Source organism: Microbulbifer maximicatervae (SeqCode) (assembly GCF_056231245.1).
Genome location: NZ_CP174334.1, coordinates 1,833,604 through 1,856,182, shown reverse-complemented (window position 1 = coordinate 1,856,182; position 22,579 = coordinate 1,833,604). Strand labels below are relative to the sequence as shown.

Here is a 22,579-nt window from a genome sequence, read left to right as displayed (position 1 = left end):
CCTAGCCCTCAAGGCACGACAATTATAGCTTCCCCATCTCTGAGCTGGGCAGCACCAGTTGATACAACCTCCTCGCCCTCAGTTAACCCCTGGATAATGACAATATCATTGCCAACCACTTGCCCCGGGAGCACTTTTCTTAGTTTTGCTCGCAATAATTCCTTGTCTCTTTCCAGCACAAATACAGCGAATCCTTTAGATTTACCAGGATGAGCTACTAAACATGAGAGCGGTATGACGACCCTATCTGGAGGTATCGGTATTTTATCCAGGGCCAAAGACATAATCATTCCTACCCGTAATTGCGCTTTTGGATTGTCAACAGTGACCGTAATTGCGAAAACTCTGGTGCGGGGATCAGCCATGGGCGAAACTTCAGTGATCATGCCCTTGAATGTAAGGTCTGGTAAAGACTCTGTACGCAATGACACCACACTGCCCAGTGGAGCATAACTCAACACGATGTCCGGTACGGAAAATACAACCTTAACGCGGGAAATATCAGCCACAACGAAGCCAACCGACTGCGAGTGAACCAATGTGCCCACCTCTATGTTACGCTGCAGGATAATTCCAGTCAGCGGAGAGCGCAGTACGGTATCTCGTAACTCTTCCTCTGCCCTGTCCAAATGGGCCTTACTGCCAACTACTGCCGCCTGCGCAATTTCATACTCTTCCCTGGCTGAATCATAATCAGGCGCGGTAATACTAGCAGTGGCAAAAAGCGCAGTTGCCCGTTTGTAATTTAGGTCAGCTTTACGCCTCTCTGCTTCTGCTTTACTCACATTTGCAGCGGATTCCACCACGCGATCTCTATATTGCTCGTCATCAATCTTCGCCAATACTTCATGGCGTTTAACGTAATCCCCTCCTTGCAGCAAACGAGTCTGCCCAAGTGCCTTTCGCGAGGGTATTACACGTACATAGCCCTCTGTACGAAATGCTACATCAACTTGCGTATAAGGATTGACGACTGCAGAGTAGGGATAACCAGCTGCAGCGTCTTGCGAGCGGGCAACAAAAACTTCCACCGGCGTAGGCTTTCTTTCCGGTGGTTGGCGGTGGCAACCACCAACCACCACAAATATAGCGATAATACAGAGGCTGATAACGCGCATTTATCACACCTCCCCCACCGACCTTTCATATTCAGCCAGGGTTCCCCATACAGACAGTACCGCGCGGTTGTAGTCGCTATTCGCACGAAAAAGCTGCTTCTCCGCCTCCAGGACATCACTCAGGACGGCAGCTTGCTCGCGGTAACGATTTGTCATTACCCGCACTTTCTCCCTATAAGCTGCCTGTAATTCCCGCGCAACCCCCACAGACTCCTGAGAAGTACGCAAGCGACGCAAACTCTCACGAACCTCTATTTCTATTCGATTTCGAACCTCTTCAGACTTTTTTTCCGCTTCAAGAATTTTATTGGCACGACTGGACAGTTCATCCCGTTTCCGCCCCCAATCAAAAAACTCCCAGCGCATTTCCAGGGCAATAAAAGCTTCGGCATCGGGTATCAACCTGACGTCATAGAGCTTTAGGTACTCAATATTCAAATCGATATCGGGGATGTACTCGGACTTTTTCACATCGTAGCTATATTCAGCCCGCTCAATCGACAACTCTGATTCCGCGAGATCTGGACGCTGCTCAAAGGCAAGCCCTAAAGAGGTTTCGACATCGAACGCTAAATGATGTGGGTTTGGAAGGCTCTGAATATTGAAGGGGGTCTCAACATCCCGGGCCATCAACGCATTGAGACGCTCCTTCGCTGTCGCCATCTCATCGGTAAGGCGCTGGCGCTCCAGCCTGCGCTGGGCCAGGCGTGCTCGCACATCCAAAAGTTCATACTCGAGGGCAACTTGTTGTGCAACATAATTCCCTACAAGTTCACTCAATGAGGTAAGGAAGATAATGGCTTCATCTACGGCCTGTAAATCACCAAGGATTCTGCCAATTTCAAAATACTGGATCTTGGTGAGGTAGCCTATATCCTGCTGCACCAAGCGAACCTTTTCCTCTGCCATTTCAGTGACAACGTAGCCCTCACAAATCTCTAGCTCTATGGTGTACAACTGTGTGATAGGTTGAGTCGCGCTGACGGAGAAGGTCTTGGTCACACCTTCCTCTGATGTGATCTCTATATCCCTAGGGGGGATAGGGCCTATCGGAGAATTCTGCACAAAAACGCCACGATCAAAGGTGTACCTCTGGCGTGTTAGGTTGTCGATTATCCCTGCATTCATTTCCAGCCGGGGATAGCGCTTTGTTTTTAATGCCTCGACGTCATCCCAAACCTCATTAACTTCAAGCGCAGCCGCCTGAACCCGTAAATTAGCTGTCACTGCCAAATCGACGGCATCTTCCAGGGTCAAAACCGGCTCGCTGGCATAGCTCCAGGCTCCGCCGCCAGTCAGCAGTATTGCGAGCGCGCACTCGAACAACGGCCACCTCTATTTCCAGCAACAATTTAAATCTGCTCACTGCGCAAATAAATTTAGGATCGAGTAAGTATATCTGTTGACAGCCACTGGCCGGACTGCTGGCCCCAGACTGGCGGATTCCTATTTATCCCCTTGGACAATATTCATATTTTTAATAACTTAGTAAGTTTATATTCCACCGACTGGCGACTAGAGATTCATTTTCGAAAACACCAGCACCTCTTAGAGCGGGCAGCCCCCTCCCATCAGTTTTCCGAACAGAAACTGTGTAGACGCCATAAAGAAGCATCACCTGTCGTGATCCTTTAGCTAGGCTAGTTAATGGCGGCAATCAAAACCGTATTTCTTTGGTTCCGTGGAAAACCCTATGGCGGTGAAGTTTATTCCTCTATTGATTCTCGCGGTTTGCACTATCGCCGTGGCTGGGGTGTTGAGCTTATTGGTTTATTTTGACCTGGATGATCAGATTATTGAGCTGATGCAGTGGCTCAATGAGCAGGGCTGGCAGACAAGTTTGCTATTTATCTTAATTGTGGCCGCAGCAATCGTCTTTTTACTCCCTGGCGTCATTTTTACCATGGGGGCGGGGTTCGTATTTGGCGTTATAAAAGGAACTCTACTGGTTATTGCCGGCACCGTACTTGGGGCAACCCTCGCATTTCTTATCGCCCGCTACCTTCTTGGCGAGAAGCCCTCTCGGTGGGTTATGTCTCATATCAAGCCCGCGACTGTTGGCGAAGTGATTCGTCGCGAGGGCTGGCAAATGATCATGTTGACCCGACTGGTTCCCCTATTTCCCTTCAAGTTGTCGAACTACTTCTTTGGACTGACTCCAGTTCGACTGCGTGACTTTGTGATCGGAAATTTCCTTGGAATTATCCCCCTTACATTGCACAACGTTTACATCGGCTCCATCGCAGCAGACCTCACCTCCCTGGGCAAGGTTGAGGAACGCACTCCAGTTCAGTGGGGATTTTATATTGCCGGATTCGCCCTGGCCGTCATCGCACTAATCGGGCTCACTCGAATGGCTCGCCGAGCTTTGAAAAGAATTATTAAAGAAGAGGACCTCTGATGCCTTGGATGAAATGGCTACCTTGGCGCTTCTTCGTACGCCGCTTTGCCACCGCTCACGGTTTCCTTGATCCACTCACATTGATGGCGCATCTACAGCGCTTTGCCGAGCCTTCAGAGGTGAGTGAACCCATCGAGCTGCTACGCGCAGGGGCGGTATTTCACGCTCGAGCACTGATCAACAGTAAAGTCATACAACACAACCTGGACTGGGTGTGGCCCTACTGGATTCAGCGCCAGTTCGATCCCTATGACAAGTCGTTTATCCCTCGAGCTTTTTCCATTAGCCACTGCAATTTGAGCCACCGCAATTGGACCGCTGTAGGTATACCAGACTGCGAAGAATTGCCGATTGTCGACCCCCGAGGCCTACTTACACCTCACTACGATGGCTGGTCTATCGATGTCTGGGTCATCAGTGATAGCGGTGAAGAGCTAACGCCTTCCACCCTCGGCTTCTGCAACCAGCACCAGGAGCTGGGAGATGATATTGCGATAGTCACCGAATCCCACCGCCGGGGTCTTAAGTTACATAACAGGGCTTCAGCGAGCTTGCTCCAGGGCCATCCCCGTTGTGTGCTTGAACTCAATGCCCAGTGTCCGGGAGGCGGCTGGTTAATGGTGGTCTTGCGCCCCTGCAATCCAGAGGGCGTCAGCTTTGTTCACAAGGTTCGCCTGGGCGACAGCGGGCGCAATTGGCTTATTGAAGACAAGTCTGCAGTGGAGTTCAGTCAACCGGTGGACAAGCACTTGGCGTCCAATTACAAGCGCGGCGATATCTACCTCCATCTCCGCGACAAAGAGAGCAATCGCGAGGGGCTCTGCGATATTGGCATGGCCTCCGCGGCCGCTATGTTTCGCATCGAAGACCGAAAATCCCGCAAGATTGAGGTTGCTATCCCCCTGGTCACAGAGGAGAGTAAACAGGGCTCTCCCCTTTGCTGGGAACATGTCCTGGAAGGTCACTGCGCCCTGACCGTTCCCGACGAAAAGTTTCAGTTTCTCTACGACTCGGCAATACGCACCCTTATTCTCCATTCTCCCAAAGATGTCTACCCAGGCCCTTACACCTACAAACGGTTTTGGTTTCGGGACGCGGCATTTATGATTCAATCGCTGCTTTATGCCGGACTGACAGACCGTGCAGAAAGAGCTCTGGAGCAATTTCCCCACCGGCAAAAGCGGGATGGTTTTTTTCACTCCCAGGACGGCGAATGGGACTCCAATGGTGAAGCCCTTTGGATCTTCAATCTCTACTGTGAATTAACCGGCAAACCCTTAAAGCAGCCGTGGTGCGAGCCTGTCGTCAGGGGTGCCAAATGGATTATCAACAAGCGTCTGCCGAATGATGGCAGCCCCTGTGGGGGCCTGCTCCCTGCGGGATTCAGTGCAGAACACCTGGGGCCCAACGACTGCTACTACTGGGACGACTTCTGGGGCGTCGCCGGCCTGCAGAGTGCCGCCAGTATTTGCACGCGCGAAGGTATGGATGACAACGCCCACCGCTTCAATACCGCTGCCAGCGACTTCCAGCGCACTATCGATCAAAGCTTGCAGGATGCGCAGGACCGCCTGGGCCGCCCCGCGATGCCAGCCTCACCAAACCGGCGCCTGGATGCCGGTGCCGTAGGGTCAATCGCCGCAGGCTATCCCTTGCAACTCTACCCACCAGAGGACCCGAGGTTGGTAGACCTGGCGGAATACCTGATGGAAAAGTGCTTTGTGAGCGGCGGGTTTTTCCAGGACATGATCCATTCCGGCATTAACGCCTACCTCACTCTCCACATTGCCCAGGTATTGCTTCGCGCTGGAGATGCCCGCTGTATTGACCTTATGCGCAGTGTGGCAGAACTGGCATCGCCAACAGGGCAATGGCCGGAAGCCATCCACCCCCATTCTCTCGGCGGATGCATGGGGGATGGACAGCACGCCTGGGCAGCGGCTGAGTGGGTGGCGATGCAACGCAATTGCTTTGTCCGCGAAGAGCAGGACGCTCTGGTTCTCATCTCCGGGCTACCCCCCGAGTGGCTCAAAGGTACTGACTCAGATCAGCCCATCCGCTTTGGGCCCGCGCCAACCCGGTTTGGATTGGTTACCCTGGAGATTCAACCAGGCTCCACGCCAACGGTCTCTTGGGCTGCCGATTGGCATGGTAAGCCCCCGCCTATCGCCATTAAGGCCATCGGCTTCCGGCCAGTGCTGATCACCGACGAATCGCAGAGTGCGGAGTTGAGCCCCAAGTGAATATCGTGATGCTCACCAACACCTACTTACCTCACGTGGGCGGCGTTGCGCACTCCGTCGCCGCGTTCAGTGAGGAATATCGCAAACGTGGGCACAAAGTACTGGTCATCGCACCTGAGTTCCCGCAAAAGTCTGACGATGAAGAACATGTTCTGAGAATTCACTCAATCCAGAATTTTAATGGCACCGACTTTTCCATGGCACTGCCATTCTCAGGCGTCTTGAATGATGCCCTGGATAAATTCCGTCCGGATATCCTCCATGCCCACCACCCTTTTCTCCTGGGGCTGACCGCCCTACGTATTTCGCGAGAGCGCGAGCTACCGCTCGTTTTTACCCATCACACATTGTACGAGCACTACACCCACAACTTGATGGGAGATTCACAAGCACTCAAACGCTTTGTAATGGAAGTTGCCACCCGCTTCGCCAATAAAGCAAATCTGGTCCTGGCCCCAAGCCTGAGTGTTGTGAGACTTCTCCGGGAGCGAGGGGTACAAACTCCAATCGCGGAAGTCCCTACGGGAGTGCACCCAGAGCAATACGCCCATGGAGAAGGCAATAAGCTCAGGAAAAAACTGAAAATACCCGCATCAGCATTCTTGCTGGGACACCTGGGCCGCTTTGGGAAGGAAAAAAACCTGGTTTTTCTTTGTCAGGCCGTCGCCAAATTTTTACAGGAATATCCATCCGCACACTTTCTTCTCGCTGGCAGCGGCCCACTGGAAGATCAGCTCCAGCAGTTTTTTACCGACAAAAAATTAATGCAACGTGTACATATGCCAGGGAAAGTCATTGGTGATGCCCGCCGGGATGTCTATAGCGCAATGGACACCTTCCTATTTACTTCCACTACTGAAACCCAAGGTCTAGTGCTGTCTGAGGCAATGGCCTCTGGGGTTCCCGTGATCGCCCTGGAAGCCAATGGATCGAGAGATATATTGAAGCAAGGTATTAACGGCTGCCTGGTAACCAAAGAATCGCTCAATGATTTTGTCGCCGCGATACGTTGGTTCCACAACCTGTCTGACGACCACCGCCAACAGATGATTAAGGAAGCCAGAATTACGGCCCAGGACTTTTCCATGAATAGCTGTGCCCAGCGTGCACTGGATCTCTATCAACCCCTCGTGCACTACAACTGGCCGCTCGATAACTCTATTTATGCGCGATGTATACGCACTGGAAAATTAATCACCATACAGTGGGAGATTTTCGAGGGCTTCACAGAAGCCGCAGGCGCAGCCTTGAATCAACCACCCAAGCGTTAGTCCAGAAACTATGTTAAGCCGTATCGGACTATCAATCAGACGCTGGCGCCGCCGACTCAGTCGCAGCGAGTGGATTACTCGCTTGCTCGGACTATCCACCAACCCAAACAGCCCCCATGCCCCAGGGCTAATTTTGATCCAGATTGACGGACTGGCCTACCCCGAACTTCTCAAAGCACTGGCCCGAGGGCGAATGCCATTTCTGAAGCGGCTAATCAGAAAAGAGCACTATCGCCTGGAGCATATGTACCCGGGAGTCCCATCGACAACTCCTGCAGTACAGGCCGAACTTTTTTATGGAGTGCGCCAGGCCGTACCTGCATTTGGCTTCCTCGTCCACGAAACGCAAAAACTCGGACGGATGTACGATCCTGAGGTTGCCGCCCTGGTCGAAAAAAGAATTAAGACTCAACACCGCGATCCACTATTGCGAGGGGGCAGCTGTTATCTCAGCCTATTTAAAGCCGGAACAAAAACCGGTGAAGCGCACTTCTGCCCCGCCGACCAGGGATGGGGCCCGGCCCTGCGCGAAGCCAGCCCGATGGCAATCGCCATCCTGATTGTCACCAATATTTGGAGCCTTGTTCGCACCACTGCATTAATTTTGATTGAACTGGTTCTATCCCTGATTGATTGCGTACGCGGGATTATCGCCGGCCAAAACCTGATTAAGGAGTTGTTGTTTATCCCCACACGGGTAGGCATCACCATTCTCACTAGAGAGCTGTGCACCATGGGGGTAAAAGTTGATATCACCCGCGGCCTGCCGATTATTTATATCAACCTGCTCGGTTACGATGAGCAATCACACCGGCGCGGGCCAAAGTCAGCATTCGCGCACTGGGTGCTAAAAGGCATAGATAGTGCGATAGCCAAAATCTGGAAGGCTGCACACAGCTCCGAACGGCGGCACTACGATGTGTGGATTTTTTCAGACCACGGCCAGGAACAAACAGTGGCCTATGAAGAGGTCAACGGGCGCAGTCTTGGCGATGCCCTCTCGGAAGCTCTATCCAATTTACCTTCAGCGCCGCAGATCAAATCTACCACCATCCCCAAAAAGGTCCGTTTCGAGCGAGCTCGACTGTTCGGCAGTGAGTGGATGGACAAAAGCAGCATCGAAGAGGAATCCACGCAAGAGGGCGATAGAACGCCTACTGCCATAGCGGCCCTGGGCCCAATCGCGATGCTGTACAACATTGATCTGAACGGTACCAGCCGGGCAGATGCCGCCAAAAGGATGGTGGAGCAAGCCAAAGTGCCCCTAGTACTCTATCTGGAAGACCCATCCTCCCCCGCTTCCTCACCAGTGCATGGGTGGTGGAAAGATGGCCCCATCAAGCTTCCTGAAGACGGCCGCAAATTGATGGGGGACGAACACCCCTACCCGGTTGAAGCCGCAGAGGATATGGCCAGCCTGTGCCGGCACCCGGACTCTGGCGACTTTATGATGTACGGCTGGTGTGCTGGTATGCGGCAACCCATGACTTTCGCCATGGAAAATGGCAGTCACGGCGGCTCTGGCCCCAATGAGACCCATGCCTTCGCCCTGATGCCAGAGGATATCCAGCCCCCAGACCCCAGTCGGGGCTACTGGCGCCCGCAGGATCTGCGCTCCACAGCCCGCGCCTACCTCCGTGGCGCCCGCCCCATGAAGGTAGATAACCACAGGATGCCAAAAACTGTTTTGCGCATCATGACCTACAACGTGCACAGTTGCCGAGGGCTGGATGGCAAGCTCTCCCCACAGCGAATTGCCCGGGTAATTGCCCGCTATCGCCCGGATGTGGTGGCATTACAAGAACTGGATGTCATGCGCAAACGCACCGGAGGCCTCGACCAGGCCGAAAGACTTGCTCGCCTACTGGCAATGGACCTGCACTTCCAGCCCACTATAAATATGAAAGAGGAGCGCTACGGTGATGCGATCCTCACCCATCTCCCCGCCCGGCTCATCAAGAAAGGGATTTTGCCCGGCCCTCCCTCCGGCAAAGGGGGACTTTTTAACCCCGCTGCAGACGAACCGCGTGGAGCTGTTTGGGTGGAAATCGAAGCCAATGGCAAACCTATCCAGATTATCAACACCCACCTGGGGTTATCCCGTGCAGAGCGGCTGCGCCAGGTGGATGCCCTTCTCGGCCCCGAATGGCTCAGCAATCCCCGCTGCACCGGAGAGCGAGTGCTACTGGGAGACTTCAACGCGCTACCCAACTCTGCCGAGTGCAAGCGACTCGGAGGCTATCTCAGGGATGCCCAGGAACAGGCGCCCCGCCACAACCCCAAAGGGACCTTCCTAAAGGTCCGTATTGATCACATGTTCCTAAGTGCGGGACTCAATGTGAAACGGGTACGGGTGCCCAGGACATCGCTGACCCGCCAAGCCTCAGATCACCTGCCATTGATCGTGGATATCGACCTACCCATCAAGGGTGGAAAGTAATCGATCTCGGTTTATCGAGCCCCACACTCTTCGCACCCTCCAACCCGAGCGATAACACTTGAAAAATGCCCCACAGCCCCCACAATAAGCGGAGAATATTTGAATAAATCCTTTAAAAATATAGGGTTTTTGTGAATTCATAGAGACTGGCAGACGGACGCTAAAAGGGTTTTCCCGACTTGAAGGTCCCCACTGCGAGCTATATGATTCTTCTATCACTTAATAGCAGGAGTCGCTAAATGCAACCGCAAGCTTATACTCAAACCCGCGCACTGGATCGCTCGGAATCGGCGAAGGTGTTGCGCAATACCTATGCCCTACTGGCAATGACCGTTCTCTTCAGTGCCATTACCGCCGGTATTTCCATGTCTATTGGCATGGGTCGTGGCATGAGCCTGGTCTGCTCCCTGGGAGCCCTGGCCCTCATCTGGTTCGTATTACCGCGCACAGCAAACTCCGCCGCAGGCGTTGGTGTTGTATTCGCATTTACCGGCTTGCTGGGTGCCTCCATTGGCCCATTGCTTAACCACTACCTGGGCATGGCTGGCGGCGGCCAGATCGTTATGCAAGCCCTGGGCACCACTGCCCTGATCTTCTTTGCCCTGTCTGCCTACGTACTGACTACCCGCAAAGACTTCAGCTTTATGGGCGGCTTCCTGGCCGTTGGCCTGATCGCAGTACTGGTATGTTTCCTGGGCGTTATCATCGCTGGCTTCTTCGGCATCCACATGCCGCTGTTTAGCGTGGCCCTGAGTGGCGTTGTTGCCCTGCTGATGTCTGGCTTCATCCTGTACGACACCAGCCGCATCATCAACGGTGGCGAGACCAACTACCTGATGGCTACCGCCTCCCTGTACCTGAACATCTTCAACCTGTTCACCAGCTTGCTGCACATCTTTGGATTCGCATCTTCTGACGACTAAGCAACAGCTTTGTTGAGCAAGTCACAATGCCCCGCACCGCGGGGCATTTTACTATTTGGCCCCCTATGAAGTTTTCCCTAGCCATCTACTCAGCCCCCCACAGCACCCAGTCTTCATCCAGTGCACTCCGGTTTGCCAAAGCCCTCCTAGAGCAAGGCCACGAAATTTATCGAGTGTTTTTCTACTGCGACGGCGTACAAAACAGCAATGCCATTGCCGCCCCTCCCCAGGACGAAACTGACCTGACTTCAGAGTGGCAGGCACTGGGCCACCAGCACCAATTGGACCTGGTAGTTTGTATTGCCGCTGCGCAACGGCGCGGTGTGCTGAATCAGCGAGAGGCCGAGCGCCTGGAAAGACCCGCCGCCAACTTGGCTGAGGGTTTTGAGCTGGCTGGACTCGGCCAACTATCCGACGCTGTCGCCAACTCCGATCGCCTGATTACCTTTGGAGGCTAAGCATGAGTACTAAATCATTGGCCCTATGCCGCACCGCCCCCTACGGCAATGCCCTGGCGCGGGAAGGTATCGAAGCCGCACTGGCAGCGGCGGCGATGGAACAGGACATGGACCTGCTATTTCTCGGCGATGGGGTATTCCAATTGCTGGACCAGCAATCACCTGCGGATATCGGCCAGAAAAGCCTGCGACGCAACTTGCAGGCTCTGCCGATGTTTGGCATTGAGCAGTTTTTCGTTTGTGAGAAAAGCCTCGCTGAACGCAATATCACCCTGGAGCAGATCCAGGTTGCCGGCGTAGAAACTAAAACCGTAAAAGATACTGGCTCACTGATCGCCGCCTACCTCACCGTATTGAGCTTCTGATATGACTTTGCATATTGTCAGTAAATCCCCTTATACCAGCAGTGCCCTTAAAGAATGCCTGGGTGCTTTTGCTCAGGATGACTCGCTCCTGCTTATTGAAGATGGTGTCTATGCGCTAAGGCACGAGGCTCTGGAAACGGTGCCAAGTACCCAAGTTTTCTGCCTTGAAGCAGACGCTACTGCCCGAGGCCAGCAGCAACTTGCAGTAAACATGGATAGAGTGGAAATGATCGATGATGCACGCTGGGTACAGCTCTGTACCGAGCATCAACCCATAGTCAGCTGGTTTCGGTAACAAAAAATGAGCAACCTAGTAGTCAATGGCCAGGAAATCCCCTTGGACAAGGAGGGTTACCTGCGCAACCTCAGCGACTGGAGCCGGGACGCCGCCCTTCAGTTAGCCAGTGCTGAGGACATCAAGCTAACCGAAGAACACTGGCAAATTATTGAACTGTTGCAAGAATTCTACCGCGAGTTTGAACTCTCCCCCGCTATGCGCCCGCTGGTAAAATATATTGGCCAGCATCTAGGTGCAGAAAAGGGCCGCAGTATTTACTTGATGCAGCTCTTCCCCCCAAGCCCAGCTAAAGTGGCCAGTAAAATTGCCGGCTTACCTAAGCCGACCAACTGCTTGTAACACCCTATGCTTGGCCAGGCTAGCCAGTGCTTGCCTGGTCAGCTACACGCTAGACTATCAACCAATATCAGCTGATTTTGCTCCCAAAAGATGAGCAACCCCTAAGGAAATGAGCAGCTCCCCTTGGATAAAAGGGCAACCTTGGCAACTGAAAATTCTTACTTAAGTTCATCCTCTTACACAGACAGGACTTAAGGCCAATCAAGAAATAATCGCAAATTCTGGACATTTATCCAGCAAGTGCACGCACAGCCGATGACTCTACCGCGAAGCACCCAGATATCTCTTGATGAAACAACCTATTACCACTGCGTATTCCGCTGTGTACGGCGAGCATTCCTTTGTGGTCGAGATACTGTATCTGGAAAAGATAATGATTATCGTCGTGAGTGGATTGAAAACCGTATGCATAAGTTGGCTGAAGTTTTTCCCTGGATATTACCACCTATGCCGTAATGAGTAATCACTTTCGTGTAGCACTCTATATTGGCAAAAAATATTCAAAGCCTCTAATTTGGCCCAGCGCTATCTAAACAGTGATGCTCTTGATCCCTGCGAGCTTAAGGTACTAGAAAATGTTGCTTTGATATGGCGAGAACACTTAACGGATATCAGCTGGTTTATGTACTGCTTAAATAAGTCTGCCGCTCGCCAAGCTAACACTGAAGACAAGTGCACAGGTCGCTTTTGAAAAGGTCGATTTAAGCTGGATCAAGGCGCTGTCGCTGCCTACATGGCCTATATCGACCTCAACTCTATCAAAATGTTACACTAGTCGTGTAACTAAGCGCTCACTAGAAAGCAATACGCCCCAGTACTCCCTCTCCATTAAACAAGTAAAGATTCAGGCATGTTAAAAGGGCTTTTACGAGTTCGATCTCTACAATTATTTGCAGTACTTCTTAATGTGATTGTTCCTGGTGCAGGCCTAATGCTGATCGGGCGTTGGCAAGCAGCTCTTTTTACCCAAGCTGCGCTCATTACTCTAGTCGTTACTCTATGCTGGTCTCGATGGGTCTTTGAACCCATTGGGATTGTAATATGTCTTACTCTCGCGGGACTGGTCTATTTAGCTTCTACTGGCTTGTGTCTCAGTATACCCACCTCCCCTTCAAATAGGCTTATTCGCCAGTTTTTGCACACTAGTATATTCACATTCACTTGCCTACTAGGTCTCACTGCGGGATTTCTTTACAAAGATCGTTGGCTGGGTATACATATAAACTATGTACCGAGCATGTCCATGTACCCAACATTGAAACCGGGGCAGTTCATTGTATTGGATACCTGGATATATCAGGACAGAGCACCCCAACCCGATGATGTGGTGGTATTTCAAAGGGGAAATAAAGGTCTCAGGCTTGTCAAACGTGTAGCCCTATGGCCAGATGGCAAGCTGCAGCACGAGGGTTTATGGTATGTATTAGGCGATAATCAAGGTGCCAGCCATGATAGCCGATACTTTGGAGGGATTCACACCGAGCAGCTTGCGGGGCAGGTTAAACTAGTACTACTCACCATTGATCACCAGCATCAGTTATTGTCAGACGACACCTTGCAGGTGGTGCGTTAGCGTACAAGATTAACTCTTTCTGGGGGGGCGGGGCCAACCTCCCCCTGCTTTGACCTTGGCTCACACAGTTTTGATCTATTCTACAAACTCACACTCCTCAAACACCTCTGGCATAAGCACTTTCATTGCACTTATTTTGATATCTTTCTTAATCTGTGGATACCCCTAATCTATGCTAAGCAACATACTCTGCTTTAAGTTGAGTCAGCTGATTTTTATCCGTACACGAATAAAAACCTCTATCTTCAGCCCATTTTGAAAAACGTTTTTCCATAACGCTCAGATGCTCTTCAACCAACTCCTTCGATTGGCTACAGCCTGAGTATTGAAATCGGATAATGCCATTAAAACTCGGCTCAGGAGTAAAGGGCCTATCCTGAAACCTCATCTCCATATAGTTGAAACTATAACGCTGGGCTTCATCACGCGTATAGATTTCACCAAAACGTAGAGCGTCATCCAGACTTTCGCAGGCAATTCTGATAACAAGTTCTTTCTCAGCGGTATTATCTGGCGAGTAGTCTAACTTGATATCCATGTCAGGCTTCGATTCAAACTCCAGCACCTCATCTAAATGTTGAGGGTCAACTTCCAATACTGGACCTTGAGCGACATACTGCGTATGAGTAACCAGAGAAAAATACTGCTTACCTGAGACTCTATCATGAAAGTCATGGCCTCCGACATAATAGCCTTCAGGAAGATCAATACGGCGCTGCAAAGTTAAACTATCTATATCGTAAATTAGAATCACTCCATCATCAAAATGACTGTAATAAATATAGGAGTCATCAATATAAATAGACGGACCCCAGCGCCGATTAAGCGGCACTGAGGTTTCGGTGTCAATTCGATTGATCAGCTCACCACTGATAGCATTAATCAACAGAATCTCGTTCAACGAAACCACATAAAGTACGCCTCCAACCAACTGATAGATATCAACAGCATTAGGCATCTCACGCTCCCATACCACGCTGCCATCTTCATCGTTTATCCCCACCAACACACCGCCACTGAAAGTAGAGTGGCTACGTCCTTCAACCTGCTGACGGGACTCTACTTGCGGCCCAATAAATGTAACGATTGTACCCTCTATTAATATAGGCTTCAGGGCACGCTCGGATGGGAAATCTTGCTTATAAATCCAGACCTCATTTAAGTTAAGGTCATATTTGAAGAAATGCTCTGCCTTAACATCATAACCATATAGAAAATTATCTATTAAAACATCAGAAATAGAGCGGACTTCTTTAGAAACAAAGCTTCTTGAGTCAACATCAAAAACAGCCAAACTATTTTTAAATTTTTTCGGATAATTTAAGATGGTTGCTGGGAATCTATTTACTTCACCAATCAAGGGGTAGGCTGGAAAAATAACATCCAAAAACGCTTCTGGTAAATTTAACTCACCCCCAGAACCATTTAAAAACAAAGCTTGATCGGACACCAAGCACCTTCTATACACACCACCGGCAATTTGATAAAAGTTAAAACGCTGATCATCACTCAAATACTCTTCATAAGTGACTTCACCATTTTTCAACTTAAAATTCCCCCCCACTCCTGCCGCCAGGTACAGGCTGCCTTTCCTCTCTGGATGGCAGTGGACGTAAACCCCCTCACAAAAACTATATATCTTCATACCTAATCGCCCGATTTTATAATATTTTCATAGCTGTATATCTGAACAAATTTTTGCCCATCTGATCCGCCACCATCTAATGCATCAAACAACTTTGGTAGTATATTTTTGTCCCACTGTTCCCTGTCAGACTTTTTCTTTAGGTCTAAATTACCAAAGTCCATAGCCAAATTGTCCTGATGCCTAACAATCAGGTCTTTAATGTGTTCAATAATAGCATCTTCCGTCACTTCCTTGGTGGCACCAGTCGCAATCACATCCGAAAAAAAACTTATGTAACAAATTCTGGACATCCATCAAAGAAGAAGTATAAACCGCCAACACCATTGACAAAAGAGTGTAAACTTACAAAATACTGGACATCCATCCAGTAAATACGCGCACAACCAATGACTCTACCGCGGAGCAACCAGATATCTCTTGACGCAACACCCTATTATCACTGCGTATCCCGCTGTGTACGGCGAGCATTCCTTTGTGGTCGGGATATTGTATCTGGGAAAGATTATGATTATCGACGTGAGTGGATCGAAAACCGTATGCATAAGTTGGCTGAAGTTTTTGCCCTGGACCTTGCCGCCTATGCAGTAATGAGCAATCACTACCATGTGGTACTCTACATTGACAAAAAATCTGCCGATAAGTGGTCTCTTTTCGAGGTGATTACTCGCTGGCAAAAAATATTCAAGGCCTCTAATTTGGCCCAGCGCTATCTAAACGGCGATGCTCTTGATTCCTGCGAGCTTAAGGCACTAGAAGGTATCGTTTCGATATGGCGAGAACGCTTAATGGATATCAGCTGGTTTATGCGCTGCTTAAATGAAGCTATCGCTCGCCAGGCCAATGCTGAAGACAAGTGTACAGGCCGCTTTTGGGAGGGCCGGTTTAAGTCCCAGGCTTTGCTGGACGAAAGAGCCCTCGCCGCTTGTATGGCCTATGTAGACCTCAACCCTATCCGTGCCAATATCGCCAAGACTCCTGAAGATTCTGATCACACATCGATTCAACAACGTATTCGTGCAGCAATCTCAGGTGAGCAGCACAAAAGTTTGCTGCCGCTTGTGGGTGACGAGCGTCAAAATATGCCAAAGGGTTTACCCTTTCAGTTAGATCACTATCTGGAGCTAGTCGATTGGAGCGGGCGGCATCTAGACCCTAGAAAGCGCGGAGCCATCGCCGAAAATATCCCACCCATCCTCGAACGGCTGGGAATTTCATCTGAACACTGGCTTTATCTCAATCGAAACTTTGAAAGCCGCTTTAAAGCTTTGATAGGGTCTGCTGAGGCCGTACGAAGCGCTTGCAATCAGCTGAATAAACGCTGGGTACACGGCATAAATGATTGTCGACACTACCTTTCTGCAACACCCTGCTAGTCCCCTCCGATTCTCTCGATACTGTTTTCCACTTTATCTAAAACCGCAGTTAGTCTAAGCCCAAGCATAACTCTTCAGCACTTCATCTCAACTTAACTAGCAAACAGAAAGAAACAGATACTGGGGCTAGCGCTAGCAATACTGTTAACGCCTTTCTCCAATCTATGGGTGTCCTAAATTGATTCCACTCTTGATCCCTGCGAGCTTAAGGCACTAGAAGATGTCGCTTCGATATGGCGAGAACGCTTAATGGATATCAGCTGGTTTATGCGCTGCTTAAATGAGTCTGCCGCTCGCCAAGCCAACACTGAAGACAAGTGTACAGGTCGCTTCTGGGAAGGACGCTTTAAATCCCAAGCTTTATTGGATGAAAAGGCCCTTGCTGCCTGCATGGCCTATGTCGACCTCAACCCCATCCGCGCTAATATGGCAAAAACCCCTGAAGATTCTGATCACACTTCCATTCAGCAGCGTATTCGTGCATCAATCTTGGACGAGCAGCCCAAAGAGCTACTGCCACTTGTAGGCGGTGAGCGACTGAATATGCCTAAAGGACTTCCTTTTCGGCTGGATCACTATTTAGAGCTAGTCGATTAGAGCGGGCGACATCTAGACCCTAGAAAGCGCGGAGCCATCGCTGAAAACACTCCACCCATACTCGAGCGACTGGGTATTCCACCAAGGCACTGGCTTTATCTCAGTCGTAATTTTGAAAGCCGCTTTAAGGGTTTGGTAGGGTCAGCTGAGGCCGTAAGACACGCTTGTAGGCGACTCAATAAACGTTGGGTACATGGCATAAGAGACTGTCGGTGCTACCTTTCTGCAACACCCTACTAGCTCCCTTCCACTCTCTCGATACTGTTTTCCACTTTTATCTAAAACCCCAGTTAGTCTAAGCCCAAGCATAACTCTTCAGCACTTCACATCTACTTAACTAGCAAACAGAAAGAAATAGATACTGGGACTAACGCTGGCAACACTGTTAACAACTTTCTTTAAACTAAGAGTGTCCGGAATTGTGTGGTACTTTTCTCTAATCTATGGGTGTCCAGAATAATTATTTGGCAATACAGCTAACCATTCAGCCAAAGCGGTATTGTCATCATCACCTTCCCGGCTAAACTCCCCCCAAAAGCGCAGACCCTCTCGCACGGCATAGTATTCAATATTGCCGACATCCCGCTCAATCACGCCATAAAGCTCTATATCTCTACCCTGCTCCACTAGCTTTTTTGCAAAATACATCCAGGCATCGGACAAACTATAAATCACTACACCATCAAAAGCCTCCTCTGCACCTTGCGTAGGCAGGGCTTCATTAACGAGGAGGGAATAGTCTAATTCCTCTAACGGTTCTTTAAACCCCGCTAATTGATAAAGCTCGGTCAGCGCTGACCAGCTAATACAATTGAAAGTTACCAATAGCTTGGGTAAAACCACTTTAGGATTCAGTATTAACAGCGTTCCATCAGCTTCCATAACCTAACCCCCCTACTCTTCTTCCAAGGCTTCGGCGATAAAGCGCGGGAAATCTTCACCCAGCTTGTCACTATGAGCATCAAATACGTCAAAAAAGTTTTTAGCCACTGTCACTTTATAATCACGTTTTTTATCGGCCGGATCTATCAGACCATGGGCATTACGGATTAATTGTTTCATACGGGATTTAGCCGGCCCAATACGCACTGGCAACTCAGGGGATAGTGTCTGCCTGATCTTATAATTCTTGAAATCAAATAACCGAGCGTCTAATAATGGCGGCATGGCATCCATAAAGCGTGGTAGATATTCTAAATAGCTTCCAACACTGTTATTGTCCGTATCTTTTAACCAGCTCGTAAGGTTTCGCATAGCACAACTATAGGCAAAGCTTGCGTCAAGCGGGGCTATCGGTTCTTTTATCGGAATCTCTATGTCTATAATTGAATCTGGGAGCCAAGTATCACCCCAAAAGTTCCAAACATAATAGGCATCATCTTGAGGGTGAGCATACTCCCCAATCCTCCCCTCCAATAAAGCTTGTTGCAAGTCAGCAACCTGGTAAGGCTTTAATGGGTTGTCTTTAAAATAACTAAAGTAGTCTTCCCAGCCGGCAATCGTTTTCTTTGGATACAGCGCAAGGTTACCAACATGATGAGGTTCAACTTTACGCCAATCAGTTTCATCAAATCCGTTATAGAAAAACGCCTTATCTTTTTGATTATAAATCTCTGCTCTTCCATCTTCCCGCTCAGAGGCCTCAATTCTGTCCCACTGAGCATTTCTATCGGTTTTAAACTGGTAATTCTCGAACATTTTAGACCTCCAAGATAAATTCTTCAGATGCTTCTTTTAGTACTCTTAATCTATAGATACCCTGAAATAGCCTATTAAAACAACAAAGCCGCTAAGCAAAACACTTAGCGGCCAGAGAGGAAGCAATGAGAATAGCCCCTAGGGCTCCAACAAACTCTTATCATCCACGTTAACCGTTGCCCCACAAAGCACCAAAGCCTCACGAAAAACTTCAAGATCTCGGTGAAACCCGGTTGGGCCTTCAGCGTGGCAGCGTAGCCGATTACCCTGCTGTTCAAAATCATAAAAAGTGGGACGACCATAGTTGCACCAGTCGTCCAGTACTTTATCCATTAAAGTCAGGGAGTCAGGGTTAAGAGCTTCCAACCGCTCTTCGAGGTAAGCGCCCAACTGTCCACCACATAAACCTTGAATTAAAACCACCCAGTCTGACAATTGGTCCTGCGGGACAGTAATATCAATAGCAAAGCGATTATCACTCATGTTCAGAAACCACCTCTTGCCAAATTTTTTTAATACTAGGGTCTACTGGGTTATTAGCGACATGATCATAAAATCGCTTTAAAAAAGCTATTTGCTGTGACTGGTCATCCAATATAACTTTTGGATTAAATTCAAAATAATTACTCAAGAAGCGCCTTATAAAATATATACAATACTCAACAGACTTGGAATCGGAATTGGCAAGATCACCAAGAGCATCCAAACAAGAAAAAAAGTAATCTAGGCGCTTCATCAGTATAGTTGGATAACCTTTGCGCAAGTAACTCCCTATACACCCACACATTCGATCAAACAAATCATAAGGGTCAACATCCAACTCAACTACTTTCTGGTCTCTTCCGACAGGGACCCGGCTTTTAACCAACGAACGAAAATATTTAGAGTGAAAATAATCGAAGAATCTTAGCCGTGACTCCTGATCCCAAAAAAACTTTTCATAATCACTTGTTAAACTATCGTAAAAATATCGTTCAAAAGCCTCAGGCTTCATTCTTTCATCCATAAAAGCAAAATCCCAGCCCTCTGCATTTTGTAGTGGAAAGTATAAAACAATAGATCCACCACGAGCCAAGTCAAAATCTTCACACACTCCTGTTAAGAAAGCATTTTTTATTTTAAAAATCCTATCTCCGCGATTATCTTCCTTTAAAAATGCTTCAATAGGTTTCCAACGCTCTAAGCGTTGAGATATCCATTGGGGGTCTTTCGTAAATTCTAAATTAGGCTGAGTCATCACTTCTAGTCCTCTGCAACGATCACATCAGTAACTTCGTCAAAACCAATGCTGGCCAAATTATTAATAACTTCGTTAAAGCTAGCCATTTTCAAATGGCCACTACTCACCCCGCCTTCAAAATTGGTTTTAATAGCGTCTTCAACACCGGCCTTACTCACCAATGGCTGGGCAATTGTATAACTGACGCTCTTCTTGTTCCCAACATCACCCAAATCAATACTTAAATCTCTCTGTGGTTTATTTTTATTGTTTTTCCATTGAGTATTAAATTTTTGGAAATACCAATTAAAATCAATCACTTCAACCACTGGAAATTTATCATTTTCATCCTTCTTTCCTCGTGCGTGTCCAATTTTTTTTGCGGCGCTATCCAAGGCAAACTGCCGGTGTAAGCTCACATTTTTAGTCTCATCGCTTGCTTTCTCCATGGCATCCCGTAGGCTCCAAGGCTCAATGATATCCACTTCTTTATCATTAAAATTTAACACTCGGAGATATTTGCTACGCTGACCATTGCCCTTGTCCACCCCAGCGTAGGACTTTCAACAAATTCTGGACACCCACCAAATAAGAAGTATAACCCGTCAACCTTATTGACAAAAGAGCGCAAACCCACAAAATACTGGATATTCATACATGCCAATGCGCGTGCAATCAATGACTCTACCGCGAAGAACGCAGATATCTCTTGAGGCAACACCTTATTACCACTGCGTATCCCGCTGTATACGGCGAGCATTCCTTTGTGGTCGGGATACTGTATCTGGGAAAGATTATGATTATCGGCGTGAGTGGATCGAAAATCGTATGCATAAGTTAGCTGAGGTTTTGCCCTGGATATTGTCGCTTATGCAGTAATGAGTAATCACTACCATGTGGTACTCTACATTGACACAAAACTGCTGATAAGTGATCTCTATTGGAGGTGATTACTCGCTGGCAAAAAATATTCAAAGCCTCTAGTTTGGCTCAGCGCTACCTTAAAGGCGATACCCTTGACTGCCGTGAGCTGAACACACTAAAAGAAATCACTTCAATATGGCGGAAACGCCTAACAGATATTAGCTGGTTTATGCGCTGCTTAAATGACTCTATCGCTCGCCAGGCTAATACTGAAGATAAGTGTAAAGACCGCTTTTGCGAGCGGTCAGATAAAATCCCCGGCTTTGCAATAAGAGTCCTCACTTCCTGCATGGCCGATGTAGATCTCAACCCCATTTGTGCCAATATCGCCAAAGATTCTGATTACACATCAAATCAATAGTGTATTCGCACAGTATTCACCGATTAACAACCCAAATGTTTACTATCGCTTGCAGGCGATGAGTGGGTGCCTTAATCGCTGCCCAAGGTGGGGCTATCGACTTATCTAAACTGGTTCAGTTTTTTTAAGCTCCCCCTTTCATCCAAACGAACTGCTACAACTTTGTTTTCTCCAGCATTATCACTGAAGGTTTCTGCAAAAGCGCCTCCTATAATTTACTCTAAACATCACTAGACCGGCACTCAATTGCTCTCGCCCCCATCTCAAGGCAATCATCAATGGTAAACATACGCTTCGGAATTATTGGCACAGGAATAATCGCTGACTTTACCACCCGAGCCATCAGCCAGGCAGACAGTGCCAGCCTTTCCTCCGTCGCCAGCAGACGGCACACACGGGCCAAAGAGTTCGCCTGCGAACACGGGATTCCGAATGTCTACCCGGATTGGAGGTCACTGGTAGAGGCGGAAGATTCGGATGCCATTTACGTGGCTAGCCCCACCACCAGTCGTGAGGAAATCTGCCTCGCGGCACTGGCCAACCATAAGCATCTTCTCTGTGAAAAACCTTTTCTCAATACTGCCTCGGTCGACAAAATTGCCGCCCGGGCTCAGTCTGAAGGGTTGGCATTTATGGATGCCACACATTTCACCCATCACCCTCGCACGGCCAGAATTATTCAGTGGGAAAAAAAATATCTGGGCCCGGTTAATAGAATTCGCAGCGCCTTTTTTGCCTCTATGATGGACCGCAACAATATTCGCTTCGATTCACACAAAGAACCCACTGGCGCAATCGGGGATATCGGCTGGTACAACATGCGTGCAATCGTCGAATATATGCGCCCCACAGGAGCAATAAAGGCAATTTCAGGAGCGATAAAGCGGGACTCACAAACAGGGACCATTATTAGCGGTGCGGGCCTGATTGAATTTGCCAGCGGGCAAACTTCAACTTTTGAGTTCGGATATGACTCAGGCGTTTGGCAAATGGACCTGGACATTCTGGGAGAAAGCGGCCTGATCCAGCTAGACGACTTTGTACTCGACTGGAGAGACAGCGCAGCCTTTTACAATCCTGAATATACGCCAGAATTTGTGGTTCGCCGGGGGCAGGCATCGCCAGATAAGTTCGAACACCAACAAGTCCCTATAGAGCGATCGCAGGCGGTACAGATGATCGAAGACTTCTGCCACTTAACAACCCCAGATAATCAAGTTGACCGTATCCAGGCTATCGAGAGGGCCCACGCAACCCAGTCATTGATCGACCAGTACTGCCAAGCAGTTGGCGTAGCCATCTAGCTATCGCCACCAACGCGCGGTATTGA

The 22,579-nt window shown here is 49.1% G+C and carries 24 protein-coding genes; 15 read left to right on the top strand and 9 right to left on the bottom strand.

Annotation, left to right across the window (positions count from 1 at the left end):
- Positions 1 to 8: 8 nt before the first annotated feature.
- Together ACJJIS_RS08060 and ACJJIS_RS08055 are read right to left on the bottom strand one after the other, a co-directional pair.
- The gene (locus ACJJIS_RS08060) at positions 9 to 1,118 is read right to left on the bottom strand and encodes an efflux RND transporter periplasmic adaptor subunit (protein ID WP_444897629.1); all 1,110 of its coding nucleotides are present in this window, start codon (positions 1,116 to 1,118) and stop codon (positions 9 to 11) included.
- Positions 1,119 to 1,121: 3 nt separating this feature from the next.
- Entirely contained in the window at positions 1,122 to 2,444 is a 1,323-nt protein-coding gene (locus ACJJIS_RS08055) for a TolC family protein (protein ID WP_444914050.1), read from the bottom strand.
- A gap of 367 nt (positions 2,445 to 2,811) precedes the next feature.
- Between ACJJIS_RS08055 and ACJJIS_RS08050 the strand changes: the two genes are divergently transcribed.
- The 11 genes from ACJJIS_RS08050 to ACJJIS_RS08000 all read left to right on the top strand — a co-directional run bounded on the left by ACJJIS_RS08050 (position 2,812) and on the right by ACJJIS_RS08000 (position 13,429).
- On the top strand, positions 2,812 to 3,519 hold the full coding sequence (locus ACJJIS_RS08050) for a TVP38/TMEM64 family protein (protein WP_444897631.1): 708 nt from the start codon (positions 2,812 to 2,814) through the stop codon (positions 3,517 to 3,519).
- Complete coding sequence (locus ACJJIS_RS08045; protein WP_475709958.1) at positions 3,519 to 5,762, top strand: glucosidase family protein; 2,244 nt, start codon at positions 3,519 to 3,521, stop codon at positions 5,760 to 5,762. Before ACJJIS_RS08050 ends, ACJJIS_RS08045 begins: the two co-directional genes overlap by 1 nt.
- Positions 5,759 to 7,033, top strand: a complete 1,275-nt coding sequence (locus ACJJIS_RS08040) for a glycosyltransferase (protein WP_475709957.1) — start codon at positions 5,759 to 5,761, stop codon at positions 7,031 to 7,033. Before ACJJIS_RS08045 ends, ACJJIS_RS08040 begins: the two co-directional genes overlap by 4 nt.
- A gap of 10 nt (positions 7,034 to 7,043) precedes the next feature.
- Complete coding sequence (locus tag ACJJIS_RS08035; RefSeq protein ID WP_475709956.1) at positions 7,044 to 9,473, top strand: endonuclease/exonuclease/phosphatase family protein; 2,430 nt, start codon at positions 7,044 to 7,046, stop codon at positions 9,471 to 9,473.
- Positions 9,474 to 9,712: 239 nt separating this feature from the next.
- Positions 9,713 to 10,396 carry a Bax inhibitor-1/YccA family protein gene (locus ACJJIS_RS08030; RefSeq protein WP_475709955.1) on the top strand — a complete coding sequence of 228 codons (684 nt, stop codon included), beginning with the start codon at positions 9,713 to 9,715 and terminating at the stop codon, positions 10,394 to 10,396.
- Positions 10,397 to 10,461: 65 nt separating this feature from the next.
- On the top strand, positions 10,462 to 10,854 hold the full coding sequence (tusD, locus tag ACJJIS_RS08025; RefSeq protein ID WP_444933469.1) for a sulfurtransferase complex subunit TusD: 393 nt from the start codon (positions 10,462 to 10,464) through the stop codon (positions 10,852 to 10,854).
- A 2-nt stretch (positions 10,855 to 10,856) separates the two neighbouring features.
- A complete protein-coding gene (gene tusC, locus ACJJIS_RS08020; protein ID WP_444933470.1) occupies positions 10,857 to 11,219 on the top strand; it encodes a sulfurtransferase complex subunit TusC in 363 nt (120 codons plus the stop codon).
- Position 11,220: 1 nt separating this feature from the next.
- The gene (gene tusB, locus ACJJIS_RS08015; protein ID WP_475709954.1) at positions 11,221 to 11,514 is read left to right on the top strand and encodes a sulfurtransferase complex subunit TusB; all 294 of its coding nucleotides are present in this window, start codon (positions 11,221 to 11,223) and stop codon (positions 11,512 to 11,514) included.
- A 6-nt stretch (positions 11,515 to 11,520) separates the two neighbouring features.
- Positions 11,521 to 11,856, top strand: coding sequence for a TusE/DsrC/DsvC family sulfur relay protein (locus ACJJIS_RS08010; RefSeq protein WP_475709953.1), 336 nt, complete (start codon positions 11,521 to 11,523; stop codon positions 11,854 to 11,856).
- 255 nt (positions 11,857 to 12,111) lie between these two features.
- The gene (locus tag ACJJIS_RS08005; RefSeq protein ID WP_475709952.1) at positions 12,112 to 12,312 is read left to right on the top strand and encodes a hypothetical protein; all 201 of its coding nucleotides are present in this window, start codon (positions 12,112 to 12,114) and stop codon (positions 12,310 to 12,312) included.
- 394 nt (positions 12,313 to 12,706) lie between these two features.
- Positions 12,707 to 13,429: a S26 family signal peptidase gene (locus ACJJIS_RS08000; protein WP_475709951.1), complete on the top strand. Its 723-nt coding sequence runs from the start codon at positions 12,707 to 12,709 to the stop codon at positions 13,427 to 13,429.
- Positions 13,430 to 13,604: 175 nt separating this feature from the next.
- Here ACJJIS_RS08000 and ACJJIS_RS07995 read toward each other — a convergent pair whose 3' ends face one another.
- Both ACJJIS_RS07995 and ACJJIS_RS07990 read right to left on the bottom strand, forming a co-directional pair.
- Positions 13,605 to 15,074 (bottom strand): PQQ-binding-like beta-propeller repeat protein, encoded by a 1,470-nt coding sequence (locus tag ACJJIS_RS07995; protein ID WP_475709950.1) that lies wholly within the window; start codon positions 15,072 to 15,074, stop codon positions 13,605 to 13,607.
- Positions 15,075 to 15,076: 2 nt separating this feature from the next.
- Entirely contained in the window at positions 15,077 to 15,331 is a 255-nt protein-coding gene (locus ACJJIS_RS07990) for a hypothetical protein (RefSeq protein ID WP_475709949.1), read from the bottom strand.
- A 132-nt stretch (positions 15,332 to 15,463) separates the two neighbouring features.
- Between ACJJIS_RS07990 and ACJJIS_RS07985 the strand changes: the two genes are divergently transcribed.
- Both ACJJIS_RS07985 and ACJJIS_RS07980 read left to right on the top strand, forming a co-directional pair.
- The gene (locus ACJJIS_RS07985; RefSeq protein ID WP_444914058.1) at positions 15,464 to 16,450 is read left to right on the top strand and encodes a transposase; all 987 of its coding nucleotides are present in this window, start codon (positions 15,464 to 15,466) and stop codon (positions 16,448 to 16,450) included.
- A gap of 249 nt (positions 16,451 to 16,699) precedes the next feature.
- Positions 16,700 to 17,047 carry a transposase gene (locus tag ACJJIS_RS07980; protein WP_475709948.1) on the top strand — a complete coding sequence of 116 codons (348 nt, stop codon included), beginning with the start codon at positions 16,700 to 16,702 and terminating at the stop codon, positions 17,045 to 17,047.
- Between the two features lie 441 nt (positions 17,048 to 17,488).
- On the opposite strand, the gene ACJJIS_RS07975 is transcribed toward ACJJIS_RS07980, so the two are convergent.
- The 5 genes from ACJJIS_RS07975 to ACJJIS_RS07955 form a co-directional block, all read right to left on the bottom strand.
- Positions 17,489 to 17,929, bottom strand: a complete 441-nt coding sequence (locus ACJJIS_RS07975) for a hypothetical protein (protein WP_475709947.1) — start codon at positions 17,927 to 17,929, stop codon at positions 17,489 to 17,491.
- 12 nt (positions 17,930 to 17,941) lie between these two features.
- Entirely contained in the window at positions 17,942 to 18,745 is an 804-nt protein-coding gene (locus ACJJIS_RS07970; protein ID WP_475709946.1) for a hypothetical protein, read from the bottom strand.
- A gap of 138 nt (positions 18,746 to 18,883) precedes the next feature.
- Entirely contained in the window at positions 18,884 to 19,228 is a 345-nt protein-coding gene (locus tag ACJJIS_RS07965) for a hypothetical protein (RefSeq protein WP_475709945.1), read from the bottom strand.
- The gene (locus tag ACJJIS_RS07960; protein ID WP_475709944.1) at positions 19,221 to 19,982 is read right to left on the bottom strand and encodes a hypothetical protein; all 762 of its coding nucleotides are present in this window, start codon (positions 19,980 to 19,982) and stop codon (positions 19,221 to 19,223) included. The genes ACJJIS_RS07965 and ACJJIS_RS07960 overlap by 8 nt, the downstream gene beginning before the upstream one ends.
- 5 nt (positions 19,983 to 19,987) lie before the next feature.
- The gene (locus tag ACJJIS_RS07955) at positions 19,988 to 20,473 is read right to left on the bottom strand and encodes a hypothetical protein (protein WP_475709943.1); all 486 of its coding nucleotides are present in this window, start codon (positions 20,471 to 20,473) and stop codon (positions 19,988 to 19,990) included.
- 431 nt (positions 20,474 to 20,904) lie between these two features.
- Between ACJJIS_RS07955 and ACJJIS_RS07950 the strand changes: the two genes are divergently transcribed.
- Positions 20,905 to 21,249: a hypothetical protein gene (locus tag ACJJIS_RS07950; protein WP_475709942.1), complete on the top strand. Its 345-nt coding sequence runs from the start codon at positions 20,905 to 20,907 to the stop codon at positions 21,247 to 21,249.
- Positions 21,250 to 21,527: 278 nt separating this feature from the next.
- Positions 21,528 to 22,553, top strand: a complete 1,026-nt coding sequence (locus tag ACJJIS_RS07945; RefSeq protein ID WP_475709941.1) for a Gfo/Idh/MocA family protein — start codon at positions 21,528 to 21,530, stop codon at positions 22,551 to 22,553.
- The last annotated feature ends 26 nt before the right edge of the window (positions 22,554 to 22,579 follow it).